This window comes from Tenacibaculum halocynthiae (assembly GCF_964512825.1).
GTDB lineage: Bacteria > Bacteroidota > Bacteroidia > Flavobacteriales > Flavobacteriaceae > Polaribacter > Polaribacter halocynthiae.
The window spans coordinates 40,588-61,001 of record NZ_CAZELG010000036.1; the positions used below are offsets into that span (position 1 = coordinate 40,588).

At 29.7% G+C, this 20,414-nt stretch carries 18 protein-coding genes; 10 read left to right on the forward strand and 8 right to left on the reverse strand.

All coding sequences use genetic code 11. The annotated features are described in order from the left end of the window. Nucleotides 1–6 precede the first annotated feature (6 nt). Entirely contained in the window at nt 7–1,173 is a 1,167-nt protein-coding gene (locus ACKTTQ_RS13840; RefSeq protein ID WP_408049536.1) for an efflux RND transporter periplasmic adaptor subunit, read from the forward strand. Between the two features lie 9 nt (nt 1,174–1,182). Next, entirely contained in the window at nt 1,183–4,647 is a 3,465-nt protein-coding gene (locus ACKTTQ_RS13845; RefSeq protein ID WP_408049537.1) for an efflux RND transporter permease subunit, read from the forward strand. A 234-nt stretch (nt 4,648–4,881) separates the two neighbouring features. On the opposite strand, the gene ACKTTQ_RS13850 is transcribed toward ACKTTQ_RS13845, so the two are convergent. Next, nucleotides 4,882–7,209 carry a TonB-dependent receptor domain-containing protein gene (locus ACKTTQ_RS13850; protein WP_408049538.1) on the reverse strand — a complete coding sequence of 776 codons (2,328 nt, stop codon included), beginning with the start codon at nt 7,207–7,209 and terminating at the stop codon, nt 4,882–4,884. Between the two features lie 5 nt (nt 7,210–7,214). Then, complete coding sequence (locus tag ACKTTQ_RS13855) at nt 7,215–7,754, reverse strand: ankyrin repeat domain-containing protein (protein ID WP_408049539.1); 540 nt, start codon at nt 7,752–7,754, stop codon at nt 7,215–7,217. A 210-nt stretch (nt 7,755–7,964) separates the two neighbouring features. On the opposite strand from ACKTTQ_RS13855, the gene ACKTTQ_RS13860 reads away from it, so the two are divergent. From ACKTTQ_RS13860 to ACKTTQ_RS13875, 4 genes are read left to right on the forward strand one after another with little or no spacing between them, the layout of a single operon-like run. Continuing rightward, nucleotides 7,965–9,038 carry a sensor histidine kinase gene (locus ACKTTQ_RS13860; RefSeq protein WP_408049540.1) on the forward strand — a complete coding sequence of 358 codons (1,074 nt, stop codon included), beginning with the start codon at nt 7,965–7,967 and terminating at the stop codon, nt 9,036–9,038. Nucleotides 9,039–9,041: 3 nt separating this feature from the next. Then, on the forward strand, nt 9,042–9,749 hold the full coding sequence (locus tag ACKTTQ_RS13865; RefSeq protein ID WP_408049541.1) for a LytR/AlgR family response regulator transcription factor: 708 nt from the start codon (nt 9,042–9,044) through the stop codon (nt 9,747–9,749). Nucleotides 9,750–9,780: 31 nt separating this feature from the next. Further along, nucleotides 9,781–10,182: a GlcG/HbpS family heme-binding protein gene (locus ACKTTQ_RS13870; RefSeq protein ID WP_408049542.1), complete on the forward strand. Its 402-nt coding sequence runs from the start codon at nt 9,781–9,783 to the stop codon at nt 10,180–10,182. A 14-nt stretch (nt 10,183–10,196) separates the two neighbouring features. Continuing rightward, nucleotides 10,197–10,667, forward strand: a complete 471-nt coding sequence (locus tag ACKTTQ_RS13875; protein WP_408049543.1) for a regulatory protein RecX — start codon at nt 10,197–10,199, stop codon at nt 10,665–10,667. Here ACKTTQ_RS13875 and ACKTTQ_RS13880 read toward each other — a convergent pair. The 3 genes from ACKTTQ_RS13880 to ACKTTQ_RS13890 form a co-directional block, all read right to left on the reverse strand. Then, nucleotides 10,660–11,181, reverse strand: a complete 522-nt coding sequence (locus ACKTTQ_RS13880) for a nuclear transport factor 2 family protein (RefSeq protein WP_408049544.1) — start codon at nt 11,179–11,181, stop codon at nt 10,660–10,662. The two genes, ACKTTQ_RS13875 and ACKTTQ_RS13880, sit on opposite strands and share 8 nt — an antisense overlap. A 133-nt stretch (nt 11,182–11,314) precedes the next feature. After that, the gene (locus tag ACKTTQ_RS13885; RefSeq protein WP_408049545.1) at nt 11,315–14,749 is read right to left on the reverse strand and encodes a T9SS type A sorting domain-containing protein; all 3,435 of its coding nucleotides are present in this window, start codon (nt 14,747–14,749) and stop codon (nt 11,315–11,317) included. Between the two features lie 101 nt (nt 14,750–14,850). After that, a complete protein-coding gene (locus tag ACKTTQ_RS13890; RefSeq protein ID WP_408049546.1) occupies nt 14,851–15,396 on the reverse strand; it encodes a hypothetical protein in 546 nt (181 codons plus the stop codon). A gap of 144 nt (nt 15,397–15,540) precedes the next feature. Between ACKTTQ_RS13890 and ACKTTQ_RS13895 the strand changes: the two genes are divergently transcribed. The 3 genes from ACKTTQ_RS13895 (at nt 15,541) to ACKTTQ_RS13905 (ending at nt 17,737) form a co-directional block, all read left to right on the forward strand. Then, a complete protein-coding gene (locus ACKTTQ_RS13895) occupies nt 15,541–16,500 on the forward strand; it encodes an NAD-dependent epimerase/dehydratase family protein (RefSeq protein ID WP_408049547.1) in 960 nt (319 codons plus the stop codon). Nucleotides 16,501–16,575: 75 nt separating this feature from the next. Then, nucleotides 16,576–17,166 carry a thioredoxin family protein gene (locus tag ACKTTQ_RS13900; protein ID WP_093870108.1) on the forward strand — a complete coding sequence of 197 codons (591 nt, stop codon included), beginning with the start codon at nt 16,576–16,578 and terminating at the stop codon, nt 17,164–17,166. A 91-nt stretch (nt 17,167–17,257) separates the two neighbouring features. After that, a complete protein-coding gene (locus ACKTTQ_RS13905; protein WP_408049548.1) occupies nt 17,258–17,737 on the forward strand; it encodes an ABC transporter ATPase in 480 nt (159 codons plus the stop codon). A gap of 81 nt (nt 17,738–17,818) precedes the next feature. Here ACKTTQ_RS13905 and ACKTTQ_RS13910 read toward each other — a convergent pair whose 3' ends face one another. Further along, nucleotides 17,819–18,352, reverse strand: coding sequence for a hypothetical protein (locus ACKTTQ_RS13910; RefSeq protein ID WP_408049549.1), 534 nt, complete (start codon nt 18,350–18,352; stop codon nt 17,819–17,821). 92 nt (nt 18,353–18,444) lie between these two features. On the opposite strand from ACKTTQ_RS13910, the gene ACKTTQ_RS13915 reads away from it, so the two are divergent. Further along, nucleotides 18,445–18,933 (forward strand): hypothetical protein, encoded by a 489-nt coding sequence (locus ACKTTQ_RS13915; RefSeq protein ID WP_408049550.1) that lies wholly within the window; start codon nt 18,445–18,447, stop codon nt 18,931–18,933. Here ACKTTQ_RS13915 and truB read toward each other — a convergent pair. Next, a complete protein-coding gene (truB, locus tag ACKTTQ_RS13920) occupies nt 18,930–19,619 on the reverse strand; it encodes a tRNA pseudouridine(55) synthase TruB (protein ID WP_093870111.1) in 690 nt (229 codons plus the stop codon). The two genes, ACKTTQ_RS13915 and truB, sit on opposite strands and share 4 nt — an antisense overlap. Beyond that, nucleotides 19,620–20,414, reverse strand: a complete 795-nt coding sequence (locus ACKTTQ_RS13925; RefSeq protein WP_093870112.1) for an undecaprenyl-diphosphate phosphatase — start codon at nt 20,412–20,414, stop codon at nt 19,620–19,622.

Sequence of the window (20,414 nt, forward strand, 5' to 3'; positions counted from 1 at the left end):
CAACTAATGAGAAGGATTGCAATTATAATAATCACAGCAACACTTTTAGCTTCATGTGGAAGCAAAGAGCAATCAGTTGAGTCGGTAATAAACTCAAAAGATTTAAAAACAATTCGTACTAAAAAAGACGAGTTAGATAAGAAACAACAAGAATTAGCTACTCAAATTAAATTATTAAACAATGAAATAGCTAAGTTAGATACAAATAAAAAAGTACCATTAATTACTGCCATTAGTGCTCATGAAGAAGTTTTTGTTCACTATTTAGATTTACAAGGGAATGTACAAACTAAAAAGAATGTACTAGTATATCCTGAAATGGCTGGTAAATTAGTAAAGGTTTACGTTAAAGAAGGACAACGAGTAGTAAAAGGTCAGGCATTAGCTAAAATTGACGATGGTGGTTTATACCAACAAGTTGCTCAAGTAGAAGTTCAAGCTGCATTAGCGAAAACTACATTTGAAAGACAAAAAAGATTATGGGATCAAAAAGTTGGTTCTGAAATTCAATTTTTGCAAGCAAAAACAAACTATGAAGCTACTACTAGATCTGTAAATCAATTAAAACAACAGTTGGGAAGAAGTGTAATTAAAGCACCTTTTACAGGAATTGTTGATGATGTAATTAAAGAGGAAGGTACTGTAGTAGCACCTGGAGCAGGTGCAGAAGTGTTTAGAGTTGTTAACTTAGGGAATATGTATATTGAAACTGATGTTCCAGAAAGTTATATAACAACGGTAAAAAAAGGAAAAGAAGTACAAGTAGAGTTTCCAGTTTTAGGAAAAACAGTAACATCTTCTGTACGTCAAGCCGGAAACTTTATAAATCCTGCTAATAGAACATTTAAAGTTGAGGTTGGAGTGCCAAATAAAGATAGAAGCATTAAACCAAATTTAACAGCGAAATTAAGAATTAACGATTACACGAATCAAAAAGCTATTTTAATTCCTCAAAGTATTATTTCTGAAAATGCAAAGGGAGAGCAATATGTATACATTGTTGAAAATGTTAAGAATAAAATAGGAAAAGCGAGACAAGTAATTATAAAAACAGGTAAAACTCAAGGAGATGTTATTGAGGTTTTATCAGGTCTTACCAATGGAGTTCAAATTATAGAAGAAGGAGCTCGTAGTGTTAAGGATAAACAAGAGGTTAAACTATTAAACCAATAATTATTTAGGATGACTGAAAAACAAAAAAAACAAGTCGATAAAGAATTTGGTCTATCCTCTTGGGCTATTGGTAATAAAACTACCATCTATGTATTAATGGTGTTAATTCTTATTTTAGGAATTTCTGCCTTTGTTAACATGCCTAGAGAGAATTTCCCTGAAATTAGAGAGACTAAGATTTATATCAGCTCTATATACCCTGGTAATACAGCTGAAGATATAGAGAAATTAATAACTGACCCGTTAGAAGAGAAATTAAAAACGGTTAGTAATGTTGTAAAAGTAACATCTACTTCACAAGAAGATGTTTCTATGGTTGTTGTAGAGTTTGATGAAAAAATAGCAGTAGATCAAGCAAAACAAAAAGTAAAAGATGAAATAGATCAAAAAACGTCAGGTGAAGATTGGCCAACATTTAACGGAGCGAAGGTAGAACCTAATGTTTTTGAGTTAAGTATTTCTGAAGAAATGCCTATTTTAAATATTAATATTTCTGGAGATTATCCTGTAGATAAGTTAAAAGAATTTGGAGAATATTTAGAAGATGAGATAGAAACGTTATCAGAAATTAAAAAGGTAGATATCCGTGGAGCAGAAGAGAAAGAAGTTGAAATAGCGGTAGATATTTACAAAATGATGGCAGCTAAGGTTAGTTTTCAAGATATCATTAATGCTGTTAATGGAGGAAACTTAACAATGTCTGCCGGAAACTTAATTGCAAGTGGACAAAGGCGTACTATTCGTATTTTAGGTGAAATTGAAGAACCACAAGAGTTGCAAAATTTTGTTGTAAAATCTGAAAAAGGGAATTCAATTTATTTAAAAGATCTTGCTGTTGTAACCTTTAAAGATAAAGACAAGACTACTTATGCACGTGAATTTGGGGAAGCTGTTGTAATGTTGGATGTTAAAAAACGTTCAGGTAAAAACATGGTGGAAGCAGCAGAGAAAATTAGAAAGATTGTTGCTGATGCAAAAGTTGATGTATTTCCTAGTAATTTGAAAGTTACTATAGCTAATGATCAATCTTCTAAAACAATAGGTCAGGTAGATGATTTAGTGAATAATATTATTTTCGGAGTTATTTTAGTGGTATTAGTACTAATGTTTTTCCTTGGGTTTAAAAATGCACTATTCGTAGGTTTTGCAATTCCGATGTCAATGTTTATGTCATTAATGATATTAAACTGGTTAGGATATACTATGAATACAATGATCCTTTTTGGTCTAATTATGGGGCTAGGAATGTTGGTAGATAATGGTATTGTTGTTGTTGAAAATGTATACCGTTTGATGGATGAAGGAATGACAAGAATAGAGGCTGCTAAAAAAGGGATTGGAGAGATTGCTTTTCCTATTATCATTTCAACATTAACTACAGTTGCTGCTTTTGTTCCTTTAGGAATGTGGCCAGGAACTATGGGGCAGTTTATGATTTATTTTCCAATAACATTATCTGTAGTGTTGGGGTCATCTTTATTTGTTGCGATCTTTTTTAACTCAGTAATGGTTTCTCAATTTATGAGTGTGGAAGATAAAAGCATGCCTTTAAAGCGTATTATAACGATGTCTTCAATCATGGGAGGTATTGGATTATTGATTATAATTTTTGGAGGTGCTAATAGAGCTTTAGGAACAATAATGGTATTTACGGCTATTATGTTATGGTTGTATCGAATAGCATTAAGACCATGGGCAAATGCTTTTCAAAATAAAATATTACCTAGATGGGAACGTTTTTATGAAAAATCATTAAGAGCAGTTTTAAAAGGATACAGACCAATAGTTTTAACTGTTTTAACAGTGGTAATGTTAGTGGTTGCTTTTGGTGGTTTTGGAGCATCTGTAGCTAGTCAAAGAACAAAAGTTGAATTTTTTCCAGATAATACGCCAAATCAAATTATAGTTTATATTGAATACCCTCAAGGTACAGATATAGAAAAAACGAATACTATAATGAAAGATTTAGAAGAGCGAGTATATAAAGTATTAAACTCTTCCGAATATCTTGATGGTGATCATAACTTCTTGGTAGAAAGTACTGTTTCTCAAGTAGGAGCAGGCTCAGGGAATCCGCAAACTGATGGGGGTTCTACTGCTGAAATGCCACATAGAGGAAAAATAACTGCGTCAATGCGTGAGTATAAATTTCGAAGAGGGGCAAATAGTAAAGAATTGCAGAAAAAAGTAACGGAAGTTTTAAAAGGAGTTTATCCTGGATTGGCAATTTCCGTAGAAAAAGAGGCAGTAGGTCCTCCAGCTGGTTATCCTATTAATATAGAATTGGAAGGGAAAGATTATGGAGAATTGATAAATACTGCTGAGAAGATGCGTGATTTTATCAACTCAAAAAGTATTCCTGGAATAGATGAATTAAAGATTGATGTAAATAAATCAAAGCCAGCAATGTTAGTTAATGTTGATCGTAAAAAAGCTGGAGAGCTAGGAGTTAGTTCTGCTCAAGTTGGGCAACAATTGCGTAATTCAATATTTGGAGCTAAGGCAGGGATTTATAAAGAAGATGGTGAAGATTATGATATTTATGTTCGTTTTAATAAGGATAATAGGTATAACAAGAGCGCCATTTTTAATCAGAAAATAACATTTAGAGATCCTTCAAATGGTCAAGTAAAAACAATACCAGTTTCTGCAGTAGCTAAACAAACTAATACGTCAGGATATAGTGCAATTAAACATAAGCAAGCTAAGAGAATTGTAACCGTTTATTCAGCTTTAGCTCCTGGATATACAGATGCGGCTTCTATTGTTGGGAAAATTAGAAGCGAAATGAAAACGTTTACTGAAAAACCAGCAACTGTTAAAATTGATTATACAGGACAAATTGAAGAACAGAATAAGCAAATGTTGTTCTTAATGGGGGCTTTCTTTACTGGTTTAGGGTTGATTTTCTTTATTTTGATTTTCCAATTTAATTCGATTTCAAAGCCTGCTATTATTATGTTGGCAATCTTTTTAAGTTTAATTGGAGTTTTTGGAGGGTTAATATTAACCGCAGCACCATTTGTTATAATGATGACGATGATGGGTATTATTTCATTAGCAGGTATCGTTGTGAATAATGGAGTGGTTTTATTAGATTATACTCAATTACTGATTGATCGCAAAAAAGTAGAGCAAAGTATAGGAGAAAATGATTATGTAGATGTTGATACCTTAAAAGAAGCTATTATTAGAGGAGGTAAAGCACGTTTACGACCAGTATTATTAACTGCAATTACTACTATTTTAGGGTTAATACCATTAGCATGGGGAATAAACATTAACTTTTTTACCTTGGTTAGTGAGTTAAACCCACATATTTATATTGGAGGTGATAATGTAATATTCTGGGGGCCACTTGCAAAAACGGTAATTTACGGGTTATTTATAGCTACCTTTTTAACTTTAATTGTAGTGCCAATATTATTTTATTTAATAACTAAGTTTAAAATGTGGTTACGTAGCGTTTTATAATTAGTTTATTTGTTAACTAAAAAAGGTTGGAAGTTTTAAAGCTTTCAACCTTTTTTATTGTAATTTGATATGATTGCTATACAATTAAGTAATTTAAAGCTGAATTATTGCTCTTTATAAAGTGTGTCATTCATTGGATGCCTATGGAAGATAATCTTTTAAGAAATATAGAATATTAAAAAACCAGTAAAAAAGGGATTTCTTACTGGTTTTTATAGGTTATAATATAAAGTGTTAATCAGGCAAACGATCTCTATCTTTTTTTGATCGGTTAAAGCGATAAGTAAGCGTTATTGAAGTAAATCTACCAATTGGACGATTGTATGTATTTGTTGTGTAATTTTCTCCTGTTATTAATTGTTTGCTAACTCTTGAGTCTAAAATATTATTCATATTTAGAGTAACAGTAGCTTTATCTTCTAAGAAATCTTTGCTAATCCCTATGTTTGCTCTGTATTGAGCTTCAGTAAATATTTGCCCACTTTGTCTTTCTCCTCTATAGTTAAAGCTTGACTGGATGGTAAGTTTTGAAAATCTTATTCTTGAATTTAAACGAGTAGACCATGTATTGTCGTTTACTGTGTAAATCCCTCTTTGATCAAAAGAATAATAGTTAAATTCACTAGATAAACGCCACCATTTGTAAGGAGAATATCGTAAAGCTAATTCAGCTCCAAATCTATTTTCAGTTCCTGAGTTTATAGGTTTGGAAATTAATGCTCCTGTCGTATTTGGAATTATTAAGGTTTCAAAAACATTTGTTGTACGTTGATAATAAATAGAAGGATTAAAGGTGAATTTATTCCAACGTTTTAATACACCTAACTCAAAAGAGTTTGTGTACATAGGATTTAAATCGGGATTACCAACACGAATATTTCGCCTATCTGAAATTCCTCCAAAAGGGTTTAAATGCCAGAAACTAGGACGTCTTATTCTTCTACTATAACTTAGTTGTATGTTTGTTCTCTTATTAAAGTTATAGGTTAAATGTGCTGTTGGAAATAAGTCAGTATAACTTTTTGCAGTTTTAAATTTATTTTTCCTGTCTGTACTTCCAGTATTAGCATATTCTGCTCGTAGTCCAACTAGGTATTGTAATTTGTTTTTTCTGTTACCATATTGTATGTATGCTCCGTAAATACGTTCGTTGTATTTTAATAAGTTATCTAAGCTATCTATTAGTGTAGCGTTGTCCCATACTTTATAGTCGCTATCAATGTTCCTGATTTCTCCTTTTATTCCCATTTCAATATGTGTTTTTATTGAAATAGGTAATTTAAAGTCAGATTGAAATAAAAAATCTTTACTGCTTTCTATATCTCTACTTTTTAATAAATTTATTGCTGAGGTTGTAGGAAATGTTTGTTGCTCTTCAACTAATTCGTTTTCGTCATCATTCCAAAAATCATATTGAAAATTTACAGTTAATTTTTGACCTTTTTTGGCAAATTTTTTTACAAAGTTTAATTCAATTTGATTCGCTTTTTGAGGTTCTTTATATGTTTCTTTAGAGGTAAGAATATTGTCTATTTGTTTTAAGTTGTTTAAAAAATTAAAAGTATAATCTACATTGTTTTTACTGGTGTTATTTCTATAGTAGTAGCTTAGGGTTAGGGTGTTTTGATCATTTATGTAGTAATCACTCCCAAAATAAAGATTAAACGTACTGCGGGATCTATTCATGTCTGTTGTTCTATTAGAAAATGAACTAATAGTGTTATTGGTAAAATTAGTTCTGTTTAAGTAACCATTACCATTAAACGACATGTAACGATATGAAATATTTGAAAATAGATTAAATTTTTCTTTTTTATAGTTCATATTGTAATTAATACTATGATTGTCTGGCACTCCTGCGGTGAGTTGGAGTGAGCTACCAAAGTCATTGTTTTTATTTTTCTTTAAAATAATATTAATGATTCCTCCGGTTCCTTCAGCATCGTATTTGGCTGATGGATTCGTAATAACTTCTACCTTTTGGATGGTTTCTGAGGGAATAGATTCCAAGCCGTTGTTGCTTGTTAAAACAGAAGGTTTTCCATTAATTAAAATACGTACATTAGAGTTTCCTCTTAGGCTTACTGCACCTTCAATATCTACATTAACAGAAGGAACATTGTTTAAAATGTCGTTTACTGACCCTCCTTTTGAAATTAAATCTTTACCAACGTTAAAAACACGCTTATCTAACTTGTATTCGGTAGTTGATTTTTCTGCAATGACTTCTACTTCATCTAAGGCTTGAGCATTTTCTTCTAAATGAATAGTAACCATTTTTTTGCTCTTTGTAAGTGAGAGACTATTTATGGAATAGTTTTTAAATCCTATAAACTCAACTATTACGTTATAAACACCTTTTTTGACTTTTACAGAATAGTTCCCTTTTTGATCAGTTGATTCACCGGTTATAATTTGATTTGTAGCAGGGTTTTTAAAAATAATTGTTGCGAATTCTAATGGTTGATTTGTGCTCTTTTCAACAACCTTTCCAGTAACTGTTACCTGTGCTGAAAGTGAAATTACAAAGAATAAAATAAATATTGATAGTAAATTTTTCATGTTTTTTATTTAATGTATTTTTTTAATAAGGTTATCATAGCTTCATTTTTTGTTGAAATTGCATGGTACATTGGGTATTCGTCACCAGGAGAATTCAGCATAGGATCTGCGCCGTTTTTTAATAAAATTTCAGCAATTTTATAATGGTTATTTCTAACAGCAGCAATTAAAGCAGTGCCATCACCATTTACTTGTTTATTAATTTTTGCTCCTTTTTTAATAAGGTAACTAACGAAATTTAAATGCCCATTTGCTGAAGCAGCAATTAAAGGAGTTTCGTCTCCAGATGAATGGTATTCAGTTGAAGCGCTATAAGAAATTAAAAGTTTACCAATAGTTAAGTCTCCTTTTCGGGCCGCAGAAACTAATGGAGATCTTGGTTCTCCTAAACCTCTGTAGCTACAATTTGGATTTGTAGTTCTTAATAATGTACGAACTTGTGTTATGTTTCTTTTATTTACTGCATCTAGTAGTTTCTTACAATTGTCTTGAGAGCAGCTTGATAAAGTAAAAGAACTAATAATGATTAATAATAACCTTTTCATCTTTTTAGAATATTTAAATTGTTAAACAAAAATGAGATGTATTTGAGGATATTATATAGAGAATAGACAAATGAGTACTAAAAGTCGACGTTTGGTGTTTTTTTAATTAAATAATTAGTTTAGGAGGAAAAAGAATACAATTAGGAGTAAAAAAAGCTAGTTTGTCGATTAGTACTAATAATTGATTATGCTATTTATATATTTACAAGTATGATTACAATAACAACTATTATTAATTTTTTTCAGAAGAACAGAGCATTACAACATCTTCTATTTTGGTTTGCTTTTTTTATTTTAGATTTCCCTAAAGATTCTATTAAACATAATCAAGAGTTTACTTTTATAGGAACAACAGTGATGTCCTTATGTCATATGATTCCACAAATATTGACTTCTTATTTTTTAGCGTATTATGTAATTCCAAAGTTTTTGTTGAAGAAAAAATATGTAAAAACAATTATATTGTTTTTGTTGGGATCTTATTTGTTAGCTGCATTTAATCGGTTTTTAGTGGTGCATGTTGGTGAAATATTAGTTAGAAAAGGTTTTTTTACACAAGAGCCAATCTTGGAAATACTATCCGATTGGAAAAAACTACTTTTTTATTACATACCAAGTATGTATTTAATTACATTAATTTTTCTTTCGGTTAAGTATTTTATGGATTATAAAAAAGTAACGGAAAAAGGGTTGGTGCTAGAGAAAGAAAAAACTAAAAGTGAGTTGGAAACTTTAAAAGCACAATTAAATCCACATTTTTTATTCAATACGTTGAATAATATTTATACACTTTCTTTAGAGAACTCCCCAAAAACAGCAACATCAATTGGTATGCTTTCAGAAATCTTAGATCATGTGTTGTATAGGTGTAATGGTAAGTTTGTAACACTTTCTAGTGAAATACAGTTGATGAAAAATTATATAGAATTAGAAAAATTAAGATATGATGATAGATTGCAAATTTCTTTTATTACAGAAATTGAAAATGATATAGAAATCCCTCCATTAATTTTATTGTCGTTAGTAGAAAATGCTTTTAAACATGGAGCTGGAGAAGATAGCGGGTCGCCAAAAATTAATATTTATATATCAAATGATGATGATGGGTTTCTTTTTAAGATTTCAAACTCTGTGTCAAAAGGCTATCAATCTAAAAGCAAAGAGAACATTGGTCTTACGAATATTAGAAAGCAACTTAATTTAATTTACCAAAAAAAATATAGTTTGGAAATAGATTATTCTAACTATAATTTTACGGTAATATTAAATATTAATGAAAGTTAGTTTATGAAAATAAAATGTTTGTTAGTTGATGATGAGCCATTAGCTATTAAGTTAATAGAAAATCATATTTCAAAAATTGATTCTTTACAGGTTGTGGCTACTTGCAATAATGCTATAAAAGCATTTGAAATTTTAAGCACTCAGGAAATAGATTTATTGTTTTTGGATATAAAAATGCCTAATATTACTGGAATTGATTTTTTGAAAACTATAAAAAACCCTCCGAAAACAATTTTCACAACAGCATATAGAGATTATGCTATTGAGAGTTACGATTTAGAGGTGGTTGATTATTTATTAAAACCTATAACATTTGAGCGTTTCTTCAAATCTATTGATAAATTTCTTAGAGCGAATTCTTTAATTGTACCTGAAAAAAAAGAAGTTTTAAAAGATGAATTTATCCTTGTTAAATCAGGAAATAAGCATCATAAAATTAAAATTGATCAAATTTTATTTATAGAAAGTTTGAAAGATTATATTAAAATTCATACGGTTAATGATAAACGAATTGTTTCTAAATACAAAATAGGTGAAATAGAAGAAGAATTAGCACATAAAAATTTTTTACGTGTACATCGTTCCTATGTCATAAATACAAATAAAATTTCAGCTTTTACAATTAATGATATAGAAGTGAATTCAGTTGAAATTCCTATTGGGGCTAGTTATAAAGATAAGGTTATTACTTTTTTAAAGAATATAGTTTAATACATTTGTAGTTGAAAAATTAATATCCATTATGAATATCACATTACTTGAAGCTGAAAATGTAATTAGCAGGGCGAAAATTAAAGCAAATCAATTAAATGTATATATGAATATAGCAGTTGTTGATGCGGGAGCAAATTTATTGACTTTTGCTAGAATGGATGGAGCTGTACTAGGAGCTATAGATATTGCTATTAAAAAGGCTAAAACAGCTCGTTTATTTAATAAGGAAACAGGAGTGTTAGGTGAGCTATCACAACCTAATGGACCTTTATTTAATATAGAACATTCTAATGGTGGATTAATTACATTTCCAGGAGGAATTCCAATAAAAAATACTGAAGGTGATATTATAGGGGCTATTGGGGTTAGTGGAAGTTCAATAGAAAATGATTTCCTTGTAGCAGAATATGCAGTTGCATTAATACAGTAAGTTTATAAGAAAATATGAATAAAAAAATATTTACTGTTGATGAAATTAAGAGAAAAATTGAATTCTATTGTGTATACCAAGATCGATGTCATAAAGATGTAGAAAAAAAAATAAGAGAATATAATTTAATCCCCGAAGCAAGAGAATATATTTTATTACATCTTTTGGAGCACAATTTTTTAAATGAAGAACGATTTTCAAAAAGTTTTGCTAGAGGAAAATTTAGAATAAAAAAGTGGGGTAAGCAACGAATAGTTCGTGAATTAAAACAAAGAGAGATATCGTCTTATAATATAAAAACGGCTTTAAAAGAAATTGATGAACAAGATTATATAACTACTTTATACAGTTTAATAGAAAAGAAAAATAACTTTTCAAGCGAAACAAACTTATTTAAGAAAAAAAAGAAAATTATAGATCACCTATTATACAAAGGTTTTGAAACTAATTTAATTTTTGAAGCGGTAAATGAAGTCGTTATTTGAATTTAGATAAGAATAGCGAGTCTTGTACTTTTTTGATGTCAATTACTTTTTTGATGTTGTTGTTAGGAATCTCTACAGATAAAACATAGTGTTTAATTTTCCATTCGTTATTTTTATTTTTTTCTAGTACTCCTGAGCCTCTACAGGTTCCCATCCATGTATTTAGTAATTCATCAAACCAAACAATTTCTTTGTTATTACTAGTGTAAATATTTCTTTCAAGAGGTTTAAAATTCCAAGCTTTTCCTTTGTCAAAATAAGGTTTACAAAAATTACTGAATTCTTTTTTAGTCCAATTTTCTGAAGCATCAGTCCCAATATAAATAGAAGTATTCGCCAGACTATTAAAATAATTTTCATAATTAGCTTCTGCAGCAGCATTGTGCCAATTGTTTAATAACAGATTAACTTCTGTTTTTATTTCCTTAACACTAATTTTTGGAGTCTCTTTTTTTTCATTACAGGCAGTAAAAAAAAGTACGCTTAAAGAAAATAATAATAGAAAATTTTTCATCTTGATTATAGAATTTGGTCTAATAAAACCAAAACTACTAAAAAATAATTGAATTTGTAATTACTTGTTTTTAATTATAAAAACAAAAAACCGAAGCATATAGCTTCGGTTTTGAATCAAAAAAAATATTTTATTATTTTAAAATAAGCTTTTTAGTAGCTGATTTACCATTCATTTGCATTTTTAGTAAATATATACCACTAGAATAGTTACTCATGTCTAAACGATGATTACTATCTTTAATATTCTTTTTAGAGAATACTTGTTTACCAGTAATATCAAAAACACCAACATTCATAGTTTCACCTTCTGATTTCCATTTTAAATTAAAAATACTTTCAGATGGATTTGGAGAAATTGAAATGTTATTTAGTAAAGTAACATCACCACTAGATAATGTACCTTCAATTACTAAATCATCAATAATTACTCCTTCTTCATTAGAACTATCATCTGAGATGAAAGTAAATCTAAATATAAAACTACTTTCATTTGTAAAAGTGCTTAAGTCATGGCTGTATTCATGTATTGTAGCATTTGTTCCTCCTAATGGATTAGCGTCTTCACCTTGACCGGTCCATTGTTTACCAGGTAAAGGGTTTCCTTGAGGAGTTTTAGTAGCGCTACTATTATACCATTTAGGGTCAGACGCGTTTCCTAAGACAGTCCAATTATTTCCTTGATCTAAAGAGTATTCAACTACCATATAGTCAAAATCTCTTTCTGTATCAAATCCCATTTTGAATTTAAGAACAGGATTGGTTACGTTTATTAAATTATAGCAATTAGAGTATAAATATCCTTTGGTTTTGTTAGGGTAGTTGTCACTAACTTTAGTAGAATAGGCTTTAGAAGAAGATTTAAGTAATGTTTTGTTAATACTACCTATTTCCCATACGGTTTCATTTGTTGTGTCTGTGTATAAAGTTTCCCCATTGTTAAATGTATTTACATCGGTAGGCTTTGAATTAAAATCATTAATTTTAAACTCAGTTTTTAATGAATTGTTAGATGTATATTCATCATTAGTTGTAGTTATATTTATGTTTAATATATGACTACCTTTAGTTGATGTTATATTTGGGATTGTTATTTTTTGACTTGATCCAGATGTAATATTACCACTCCAATTATAAGTTTTGTCAAAACCACCATCAATATTGTATTTAATAATAACATCTGTTACAGCTTGCTTACCTTGATTTTTGATTGTTATTTCAGGACTAATTGTAGCATTACAATTTAATCCTTGAGTAGGAGAGTTTATTTCTAATAAACGTATATCCTTTTCAGGAGCTGCATTTGGAATATCTGAAGAGAAGATACCACGACCGTAAGTAGCTGCAAATATTTTAGAGTCTTCTTCGTTGATTTCTATATCTCTAATTTGTACATTAGGTAAGCCGCTATCAAATGTCTTCCATTCAGAAAGGTCATCATTAGTGTAATATACTCCTAAATTTGTACCTAAATATATAGTATTATTTCCACTTCTTTGATGGTGTTTTATTACTAATTTATTTTCTGAAGGTAAATTTTTTGTTATTTCAGTAAAGTTGGCTGAGAGAGCGTTTATATTGGTGGTTTTGTACACACCAAGAGCACTTACCACCCATACGGTATTAGAGTCAGAGTTACTTACTTCTACTGATTTTACGTTACTATTGTTGAAATTTACTCTAGTGAAATTTGCACCACCATTAGTACTTCTGTATAAATCAGAGCTTCTAGCAACATATATAATATTATCATTATTTGGATCTATTTCCATTACTTCTAAATCACCTCCAAAGTCTTGATTAGAAACTTTAATCCAGTTATTGTCTTGTAATTTATAAACTTGACTGTAACCAGCATATAGTTGTCCTTTGCTGTTTGATACTAGGGGGGTGATCCATTTTCCTCCACTATCATTAGCAGAGGTTCTTTCTGCGCTAGGAGAACGGACCCATGTATCAGAGCTAAGGCCTCCATTGGTTGAAATATTTAGACTTCCTCCATATTGTGTAAATCCTGAGTATGTTTTAGGGTTAGTGGGATCAATTACACCTTCCATTCCATCACCACCATGATAATTATACCATTTTCCATCAGTAAGTCCAAAACCTCCATTGTCTTGTAATCCTCCTGCAATTGTATTAGCCTTTTGTTGTGATACTGATATTCTATAAAACTGACTTATTGCTAGGTTTTTAGTTAAATCTGTAAAATTACTTCCCTCATCAGTTGATACATAAATACCTCCATCCGTACCAGCAAAAAATTTATTATCTATAAAACGAAGAAAATGAATATCTGCATGTGTATAAGAACCTGTATTAGGATCATTCCAACGATTTAATTTAGCAAAATCATCACCTCCGTCAGTAGATTTCCAGATGTCCAATACTCCAACATAGACTGTGTTTTTATCAGTAGAAGATACAGTTAAAGCTAGATCGTACCATGCTTGAGTACTTTCAAAAATATCATCAGATTCTTTTGTTTTTGCAAAAGTTTCACCACTGTCTGTTGATTTATAGATTCCATTAAAATTACTTCTAGAAAACCCTGCACTAACTATATATATATAATTAGGGTCAATAGAGGTAACATCCATAGTCATCCTTGAGGAATTGGTTAGACCTGTAATTGATTTTTCAATAAAAGAATCACCACCGTCAGTGGATTTGTAAAATTTATCTTTTGTTATAGCATACCAAGTGTTTGAGTCACCAGGTTTCATTTTAAGATCTATAATATTTGCATTTAGTTTAGTAGTCCATGAATTACCTCCATTAGTTGATTTTTGAACTCCAGAAGTAGTTGCAACTAAAATTGTTTCAGGGTTATTAGGATTAATATAGATTTCATTCATGAATTGTGTACTACCAGAAGGTGATATTCCAGGAATAGCTCCAGTGTTACTCCATGAAGTTCCTCCATTGGTAGATTTCCATACACCAACAGAGTAAGAATCGTTAGCGTCATCATCTCCTGTGGTTATATAAATAATATCTGAATTTGTTGGATGTATAGCAATTCCTGATACTCCTATTTGAGGTAAATAATCTGTTAAAGGATTCCAGTTAAGGCCAGCATCAGTAGATTTCCAAATACCTCCAGCTGGAGAACCAACATAATAGGTGTTTGTATTACTTGGGTCTACAGCTATTGCATTAATACGACCTTGTCCAGTTTGTTTAAAATTAGTGGCATTATACCTATTTGAATTTTCAAAAGGTCCCAGAGGTTTCCAGTCTCCATTATTTTTTTTGTTTTGTGCACTTAATTGCTTTTTTTGTTCCCAAGCATTCCATAAATCTTTGGCAGGTGCAATAGTTCCATCAGCCTTTAAATAATTTGACCAATGGTATTCCCATCGTTTAAAGGGTTTTAGACCACTACCTTTTTTATCTCGGTCAATGGTTTTAAAGTAAGCTTCTGCAGCCTTAGAAACATTTTCTAAGGTGGTTTTTTTCTTTTGCTTTAAATCACTTGATTCAGACCAAGGAGCATTAAGCTGAACCTGCCCATAAAAAGGAAATGTTAAAGCGAAAAACAATAAAAGGGTAATTGTATTTTTCATTCTAAAAATTGTAAAAGAGTTATGTTTTTTATTTCATTTTAACTAAAATAACATTTAGTAGTCACAATATTAACATATTTAACACCATAAACCCTACTAATTTAGCGTATTTTTTTGAATACTTCATCAATTTTAACAGAGTTGCTGAATTTGTCTTTTTTATAAATTGCAATTATTTTAGAGTTAAGACTGTTAAATGTTGAAAAAATATTTTCTATTTGTTTGTTTACTTGTTGTGAGGAAATTGCAGGAATATACGTCATGTCAGCTAATCTTAAAACTTCATTTTCAAAAACATTAATTCGTGCATTGAAAGCAGGTGTTTTAAGTGTTTTTATAATATTGCTATCTTTCGCTTTCTTTGTTAAATTTTTTAATTCTAAAGCGTTGTTCAAAGCTTCTCTAGGAGTTGTTTTTTCATATTGATTAAGAAATTCAGCTAAATCAGAGTATTCTTTCCACTTTTTTAATTTGATTAGAAAAAGGCTATCTAAGTTATTATAGGTATAACTATTTGTAATATTCATTCCACTTTTTGTTATAGTAGTTTTTTTTGTCTCTTTTTTAGACTGAGAACAACTTAAAACTATAATTAATACAAATAGTTTTAAAAAACGAAGAGCTGGAAGTTTCTTTAAATTTATCATGATGTAAAATTACAGATTTATTAGTTAAAGTCAAATTGATGTTTTTTGATAGAAAAATTATTAATTCTTAAAAAACAATATTTTTATTTTATGAAATCTGAAATTTGTTACTTTTGTATGTTTATATTTTTGAATTATTAATAAATGGAAGATACAATACTAATTATAGGTGCTTGTGGTCAAATAGGTACTGAGTTAACTGAAAGGTTAAGAGAGGTTTATGGGGGTAAAAATATAATAGCTTCTGATATTAGAGAAGGGAATGATGAAATGATGGCTGCTGGCCCTTTTGAAATAGTTGATGCGACCAATAAAGAACAAATTTTAGAAGTAATTGAAAAGTACAATGTAAATCAAGTATACCTAATGGCAGCAATGTTATCAGCTACTGCTGAAAAGTATCCTTTAAAAGGTTGGGATTTAAATATGACTTCACTATTAGCTGTCTTAGAATTAGCTAAAGATAAACATATTGAGAAAGTTTATTGGCCTAGTTCAATGGCTGTATTTGGTAATACTTCTCCTAAAATGAATACTCCTCAAAAAACTGTAATGGAGCCGTCAACAGTTTATGGTATTAGTAAGGTTGCTGGTGAACATTGGTGTAATTATTATCATAATAAATATGGGGTTGATGTACGTAGTATAAGATACCCGGGGATCATAAGTTGGAAAACATTACCTGGTGGAGGTACTACAGATTATGCTGTTGATATCTATTTTGAAGCATTAAAGAACAAAAATTTTGAATGTTTTTTAGGCGAAAATACTAGGTTGCCAATGATGTATATGAAAGATGCTATTGACGCTACAATACAAATTATGCAAGCCAATTCTGATCAAATTAAAATAAGAACCTCCTATAATTTGGGGGCAATTAGTTTTACTCCAAAAGAGATTGCTAATGAGATAAAAAAATATGTTCCAGATTTTTCTATTTCTTATAAGCCTGATTTTCGACAAGACATCGCTGATACATGGCCTCAAATAATTGATGATTCACAGGCTAGAAAGGATTGGGGTTGGAAGCATGAATTTGATTTAGCTTCTATGACTAATGATATTATTTCGAATCTGAAAAAAAGTAAAGAATACTCGTTGTAAGCTTTCTAAAAAGTTGCGTCTAAAATTGAGTGAATACAACTAAATAGTTTAGTGTTTTAGTTAAAAATATTTAAGATGAAAGAAATTATTGAAAAGAGCTTAAGTAAAGCAATGTCTTACGATGATTATAAGGTGTTGGTTGATAAACTGATTAAAGAAGGAAAATCAACTGGAGAAAATCAATCTGAAGATCTTTTAAATTATAGTGTTTTAAATGATAAACGAATGAAGCGTTTAGATAAAACGTTACATGTTTCTTCTGAGTCTATTGAGAACGTAAAAAAAATTAAGGATAAACAAACGTGGTTGGTATTAACTGAAGGATGGTGTGGTGACGCAGCTCAAAATTTACCAATGATAAATAAAATAGCGAAAGAAAACTCAAATATAAACTTACAATTAGTTCTTAGAGATGAGAATTTAGATTTGATGGATAGTTTTTTGACAAATGGAGGACGTTCAATTCCGAAATTAATAGTTTTAGATGATAAGAAAAATGTGGTTGGTACATGGGGACCTCGACCAAGTGAGGCAACTGCTATGGTGAAAACTTATAAAGAAAAAAATGGAAAATTAGATGCAGAATTCAAAAAAGATTTGCAAATTTGGTACAATAAAAATAAGGGTAGAAATACCGAGGATGATTTGGTATCATTATTGAGCTAATCAAATTAAAATTAAAAGTTTAAAATCCGTTTAACCATTATGGCTAAACGGATTTTTGTTTTGGTATCTTTGCAGCTTAAAAGAAAGTAATATGTTGATAGATTGTGATTTATTGTCTAATGAAGCAAAGGTTTGGGTATATCCATCAAGTAGAAAATTTTATCCTCAAGAAATTGAAGGAATAAAAAAAGAATTAGAAGATTTTACAACTGAATGGAAGTTAGAAGACGAAAACTTTAAAGCATCATATAAATTAATTTACAATAGGTTCATTGTTTTCTATGCTGCTGAAGATGTAGAGTTAAAAAATGAAGATATTGATAAACAAGTAGCTTTTATTCTTGGGTTACAAGAAAAATATAGTGTTGAGTTACTAGATAAAATGAATGTATGCTTTAAGCAAGGCGAATTTGTTCAGTATAAAGATTTGAAAGATTTTAAAAAGATGCTAAAGCAAAAATCAGTATCTCCTAAAACCATAGTTTTTGATAATTTAATTCAAACAAAAGGAGAATTAGAAAGCCATTGGGAAGTGCCTATTACAGAAAGTTGGTATAATAGATTTTTATAATTTTATAGTATTGATTTACTTAAAGTGCAGTAATAAATAAAAAAGAGGTAGATTAACTAATCTACCTCTTTTTTATGGCTTTTAATTAAAAGAGAAACCAAAACCAATAGAAACGCTATCGAGATTACCGTTTTTAAAACCAGCTATTTTTTTTCTATGAAAATCTAATCGTAAGAGCCCATTCCATCTATTGTTACTTATTGAAAGCATTCCAAACCCTACTTTATAATAGTTCCCATTTGAGAATTTTTTCGATAACCTAAACATTTGTCCGTAACTAGTTTCTATAAAATAAGCATCGCTTGAATTTCTAATGAAATTATATCGTAAGCTAGCAAATGCTGGAATAGAGTTAATGGCATAGCTAAAATGATGATCATATCCAACATTTATACTTGAAGCCCAACGTTTGTTAAATTGATACCCGAATCCTGTTCTTAATAAAATAGATTTAGGAACTATAAAAGGACCGTTTCCTTCTTCGTTTATTTTATACTGTTGATTTATACCAAAAGTTGTGCTTAATGATCCTGTAAAAAAAGGATGCGCTTTATCATTTTGAGAGAATGAAGAAGTTGTTAATGTTATTAGGCTGATAAGTAGTAGTTTTTTCATGTTGAATTAATTTTCGAGTAATTACTCAAAAATTATTCCATAGTTTTTGTAACAGAAAATATATTTTAAACGACTAATTTAAAAAAAAAGAAATGGGAGGAGAAGGTAGCATGCAGGCCATGAATACTATTATACGTAATAATAGAAATTATTTACGTAAAAAAAGAATGTTTAAAAGGGAAAGAAAAGTAAATGTAATAAGTGATAATAAGAAGCTCAAATTTAAAAAACTATCAAACTCAGAGATAGAAAAGTATAAAATAGAGCTTAGGTTGAAATTTAGGAAAGAGGAAAATTTAAGAGTAATTTGTTTTACATTATTCGTATTGATAATTAGTAGTATTTTTTTATATGGTGTCTATTTGGAATATCAAAAAGATGAAGAAAGAACAGCTCAAAATAAATTATACCAACTGAAAATAAATCGAAAAAAATATCTATATCTAATAGAAGATGGCGATAAATGGTTGCTAAAAAGACATTATAAAAATGCAGCATTTCAGTATAAAAAAGCCTTAGAGCTTTTTCCGGAAGATAGTGTTACTAAGATTAAGTTACTTGAAATTAAAGGAGCATATTAATTTTCTATAGAAGAGATAAACCCATCAATACTTAAAGCTTTATTTACAGAGAAATCACCAATTTTGGTTCTCCTTAAAGCAGATAAGTGAGCGCCAGAATTAATAGCTAAACCAAAATCATAAGCTAAAGAGCGAATATAAGTTCCTTTACTACAAACAACTCTAAAATCAACTTTAGGTAAATTGATATTCGTAATCTCAAATTCAACGATTTCAATCTCACGTGATTTTATTTCAGTCGTTTCACCTGCTCGTGCTAATTCATATAAACGTTTTCCTTCTTTTTTTATAGCTGAAAAAATAGGTGGTTTTTGCTGAATTTTACCAATGAATTTTTTGGTTTTACTGTGTAATATATCTTCTGTAATATGGTCAATAGGAAATGTTTTGTCTATTTCTGTTTCTAGATCATAACTAGGAGTAGTCGCTCCAATTGTGAAAGTACCCGTGTATTCTTTGATTTGACCTTGGTAAGTTTCAATATTTTTAGTTTGTTTACCAGTACATAAAATTAGTAATCCAGTAGCTAAAGGATCTAAAGTTCCAGCATGCCCAACTTTTATTTTTTTTATGTTATACTGTTTGCGAATATGCCAGCGAATTTTATTTACTACTTGAAATGAAGTCCACTCTAAAGGTTTATCAATTAATAAAACCTGTCCGTTTTTGAAATCTTCTGCTGTCATTTAAAAAAATAAAGAATAACTAATAGCTAATAATCCTACAATAGCACAATATAAAGAAAAGTATGATAATTTACTTTTTTTAACTAATGAAATCATCCATTTACAAGCAAGTAAACCAGAAACAAAAGCGGCTATAAATCCTGCTGTAAGCGGAAGTGCTTCAGAACTTTGGAAGTTAATGTCACCACTTAAAAGATCTTTAGCTACTTTTCCAAAAATTAAAGGAACAACCATTAAAAATGAAAAACGAGCAGCTTTGGTACGATCAACTCCTAATAAAACAGAAGTAGAAATTGTTGCTCCTGAACGAGATATACCAGGTAGCATTGCAATTGCTTGAGAAATACCAATAATTATTGAATTTGAAAAGGATACGTTTTTAGTAGTGTTTTTAGCTTTGTCAGCAAGTAACAGTAGTGCGGCGGTTACTAAAAGCATGCAGCCTACTAATAATATCTTTCCTCCAAAAAAACTTTCTAACTGTTCTTCAAACAATAATCCTATAATAACTGCAGGAATCATAGAAAGTACAATTTTTAAAGAGAATTTAGTTTGTTCATTCCACTTAAACTGAAATAAACCTTGAAAAATTTCTAAAACTTCTTTTCTAAAAATAACAAGAGTACTTAAAGCTGTAGCAGCATGTAACACTACAGTAAAAGTTAAACTTTCTTCTGGTACCGATGTGTCTCCAAAAATTGCTTTGGCTAATTCTAAATGTCCACTTGATGAAACAGGTAAAAATTCTGTTAACCCTTGTATAATTCCAAGAATTATTGCTTCTAATAAATCCAT

Excerpts from the sequence above, each read along its gene's own strand:
- ACKTTQ_RS13840 (WP_408049536.1), top strand. The coding sequence starts at position 7 with ATGAGAAGGATTGCAATTATAATAATCACAGCAACACTTTTAGCTTCA.
- ACKTTQ_RS13845 (WP_408049537.1), top strand. The coding sequence starts at position 1,183 with ATGACTGAAAAACAAAAAAAACAAGTCGATAAAGAATTTGGTCTATCC.
- ACKTTQ_RS13850 (WP_408049538.1), bottom strand. The coding sequence starts at position 7,209 with ATGAAAAATTTACTATCAATATTTATTTTATTCTTTGTAATTTCACTT.
- ACKTTQ_RS13855 (WP_408049539.1), bottom strand. The coding sequence starts at position 7,754 with ATGAAAAGGTTATTATTAATCATTATTAGTTCTTTTACTTTATCAAGC.
- ACKTTQ_RS13860 (WP_408049540.1), top strand. The coding sequence starts at position 7,965 with ATGATTACAATAACAACTATTATTAATTTTTTTCAGAAGAACAGAGCA.
- ACKTTQ_RS13865 (WP_408049541.1), top strand. The coding sequence starts at position 9,042 with ATGAAAATAAAATGTTTGTTAGTTGATGATGAGCCATTAGCTATTAAG.
- ACKTTQ_RS13870 (WP_408049542.1), top strand. The coding sequence starts at position 9,781 with ATGAATATCACATTACTTGAAGCTGAAAATGTAATTAGCAGGGCGAAA.
- ACKTTQ_RS13875 (WP_408049543.1), top strand. The coding sequence starts at position 10,197 with ATGAATAAAAAAATATTTACTGTTGATGAAATTAAGAGAAAAATTGAA.
- ACKTTQ_RS13880 (WP_408049544.1), bottom strand. The coding sequence starts at position 11,181 with ATGAAAAATTTTCTATTATTATTTTCTTTAAGCGTACTTTTTTTTACT.
- ACKTTQ_RS13885 (WP_408049545.1), bottom strand. The coding sequence starts at position 14,749 with ATGAAAAATACAATTACCCTTTTATTGTTTTTCGCTTTAACATTTCCT.
- ACKTTQ_RS13890 (WP_408049546.1), bottom strand. The coding sequence starts at position 15,396 with ATGATAAATTTAAAGAAACTTCCAGCTCTTCGTTTTTTAAAACTATTT.
- ACKTTQ_RS13895 (WP_408049547.1), top strand. The coding sequence starts at position 15,541 with ATGGAAGATACAATACTAATTATAGGTGCTTGTGGTCAAATAGGTACT.
- ACKTTQ_RS13900 (WP_093870108.1), top strand. The coding sequence starts at position 16,576 with ATGAAAGAAATTATTGAAAAGAGCTTAAGTAAAGCAATGTCTTACGAT.
- ACKTTQ_RS13905 (WP_408049548.1), top strand. The coding sequence starts at position 17,258 with ATGTTGATAGATTGTGATTTATTGTCTAATGAAGCAAAGGTTTGGGTA.
- ACKTTQ_RS13910 (WP_408049549.1), bottom strand. The coding sequence starts at position 18,352 with ATGAAAAAACTACTACTTATCAGCCTAATAACATTAACAACTTCTTCA.
- ACKTTQ_RS13915 (WP_408049550.1), top strand. The coding sequence starts at position 18,445 with ATGGGAGGAGAAGGTAGCATGCAGGCCATGAATACTATTATACGTAAT.
- truB (WP_093870111.1), bottom strand. The coding sequence starts at position 19,619 with ATGACAGCAGAAGATTTCAAAAACGGACAGGTTTTATTAATTGATAAA.
- ACKTTQ_RS13925 (WP_093870112.1), bottom strand. The coding sequence starts at position 20,414 with ATGGATTTATTAGAAGCAATAATTCTTGGAATTATACAAGGGTTAACA.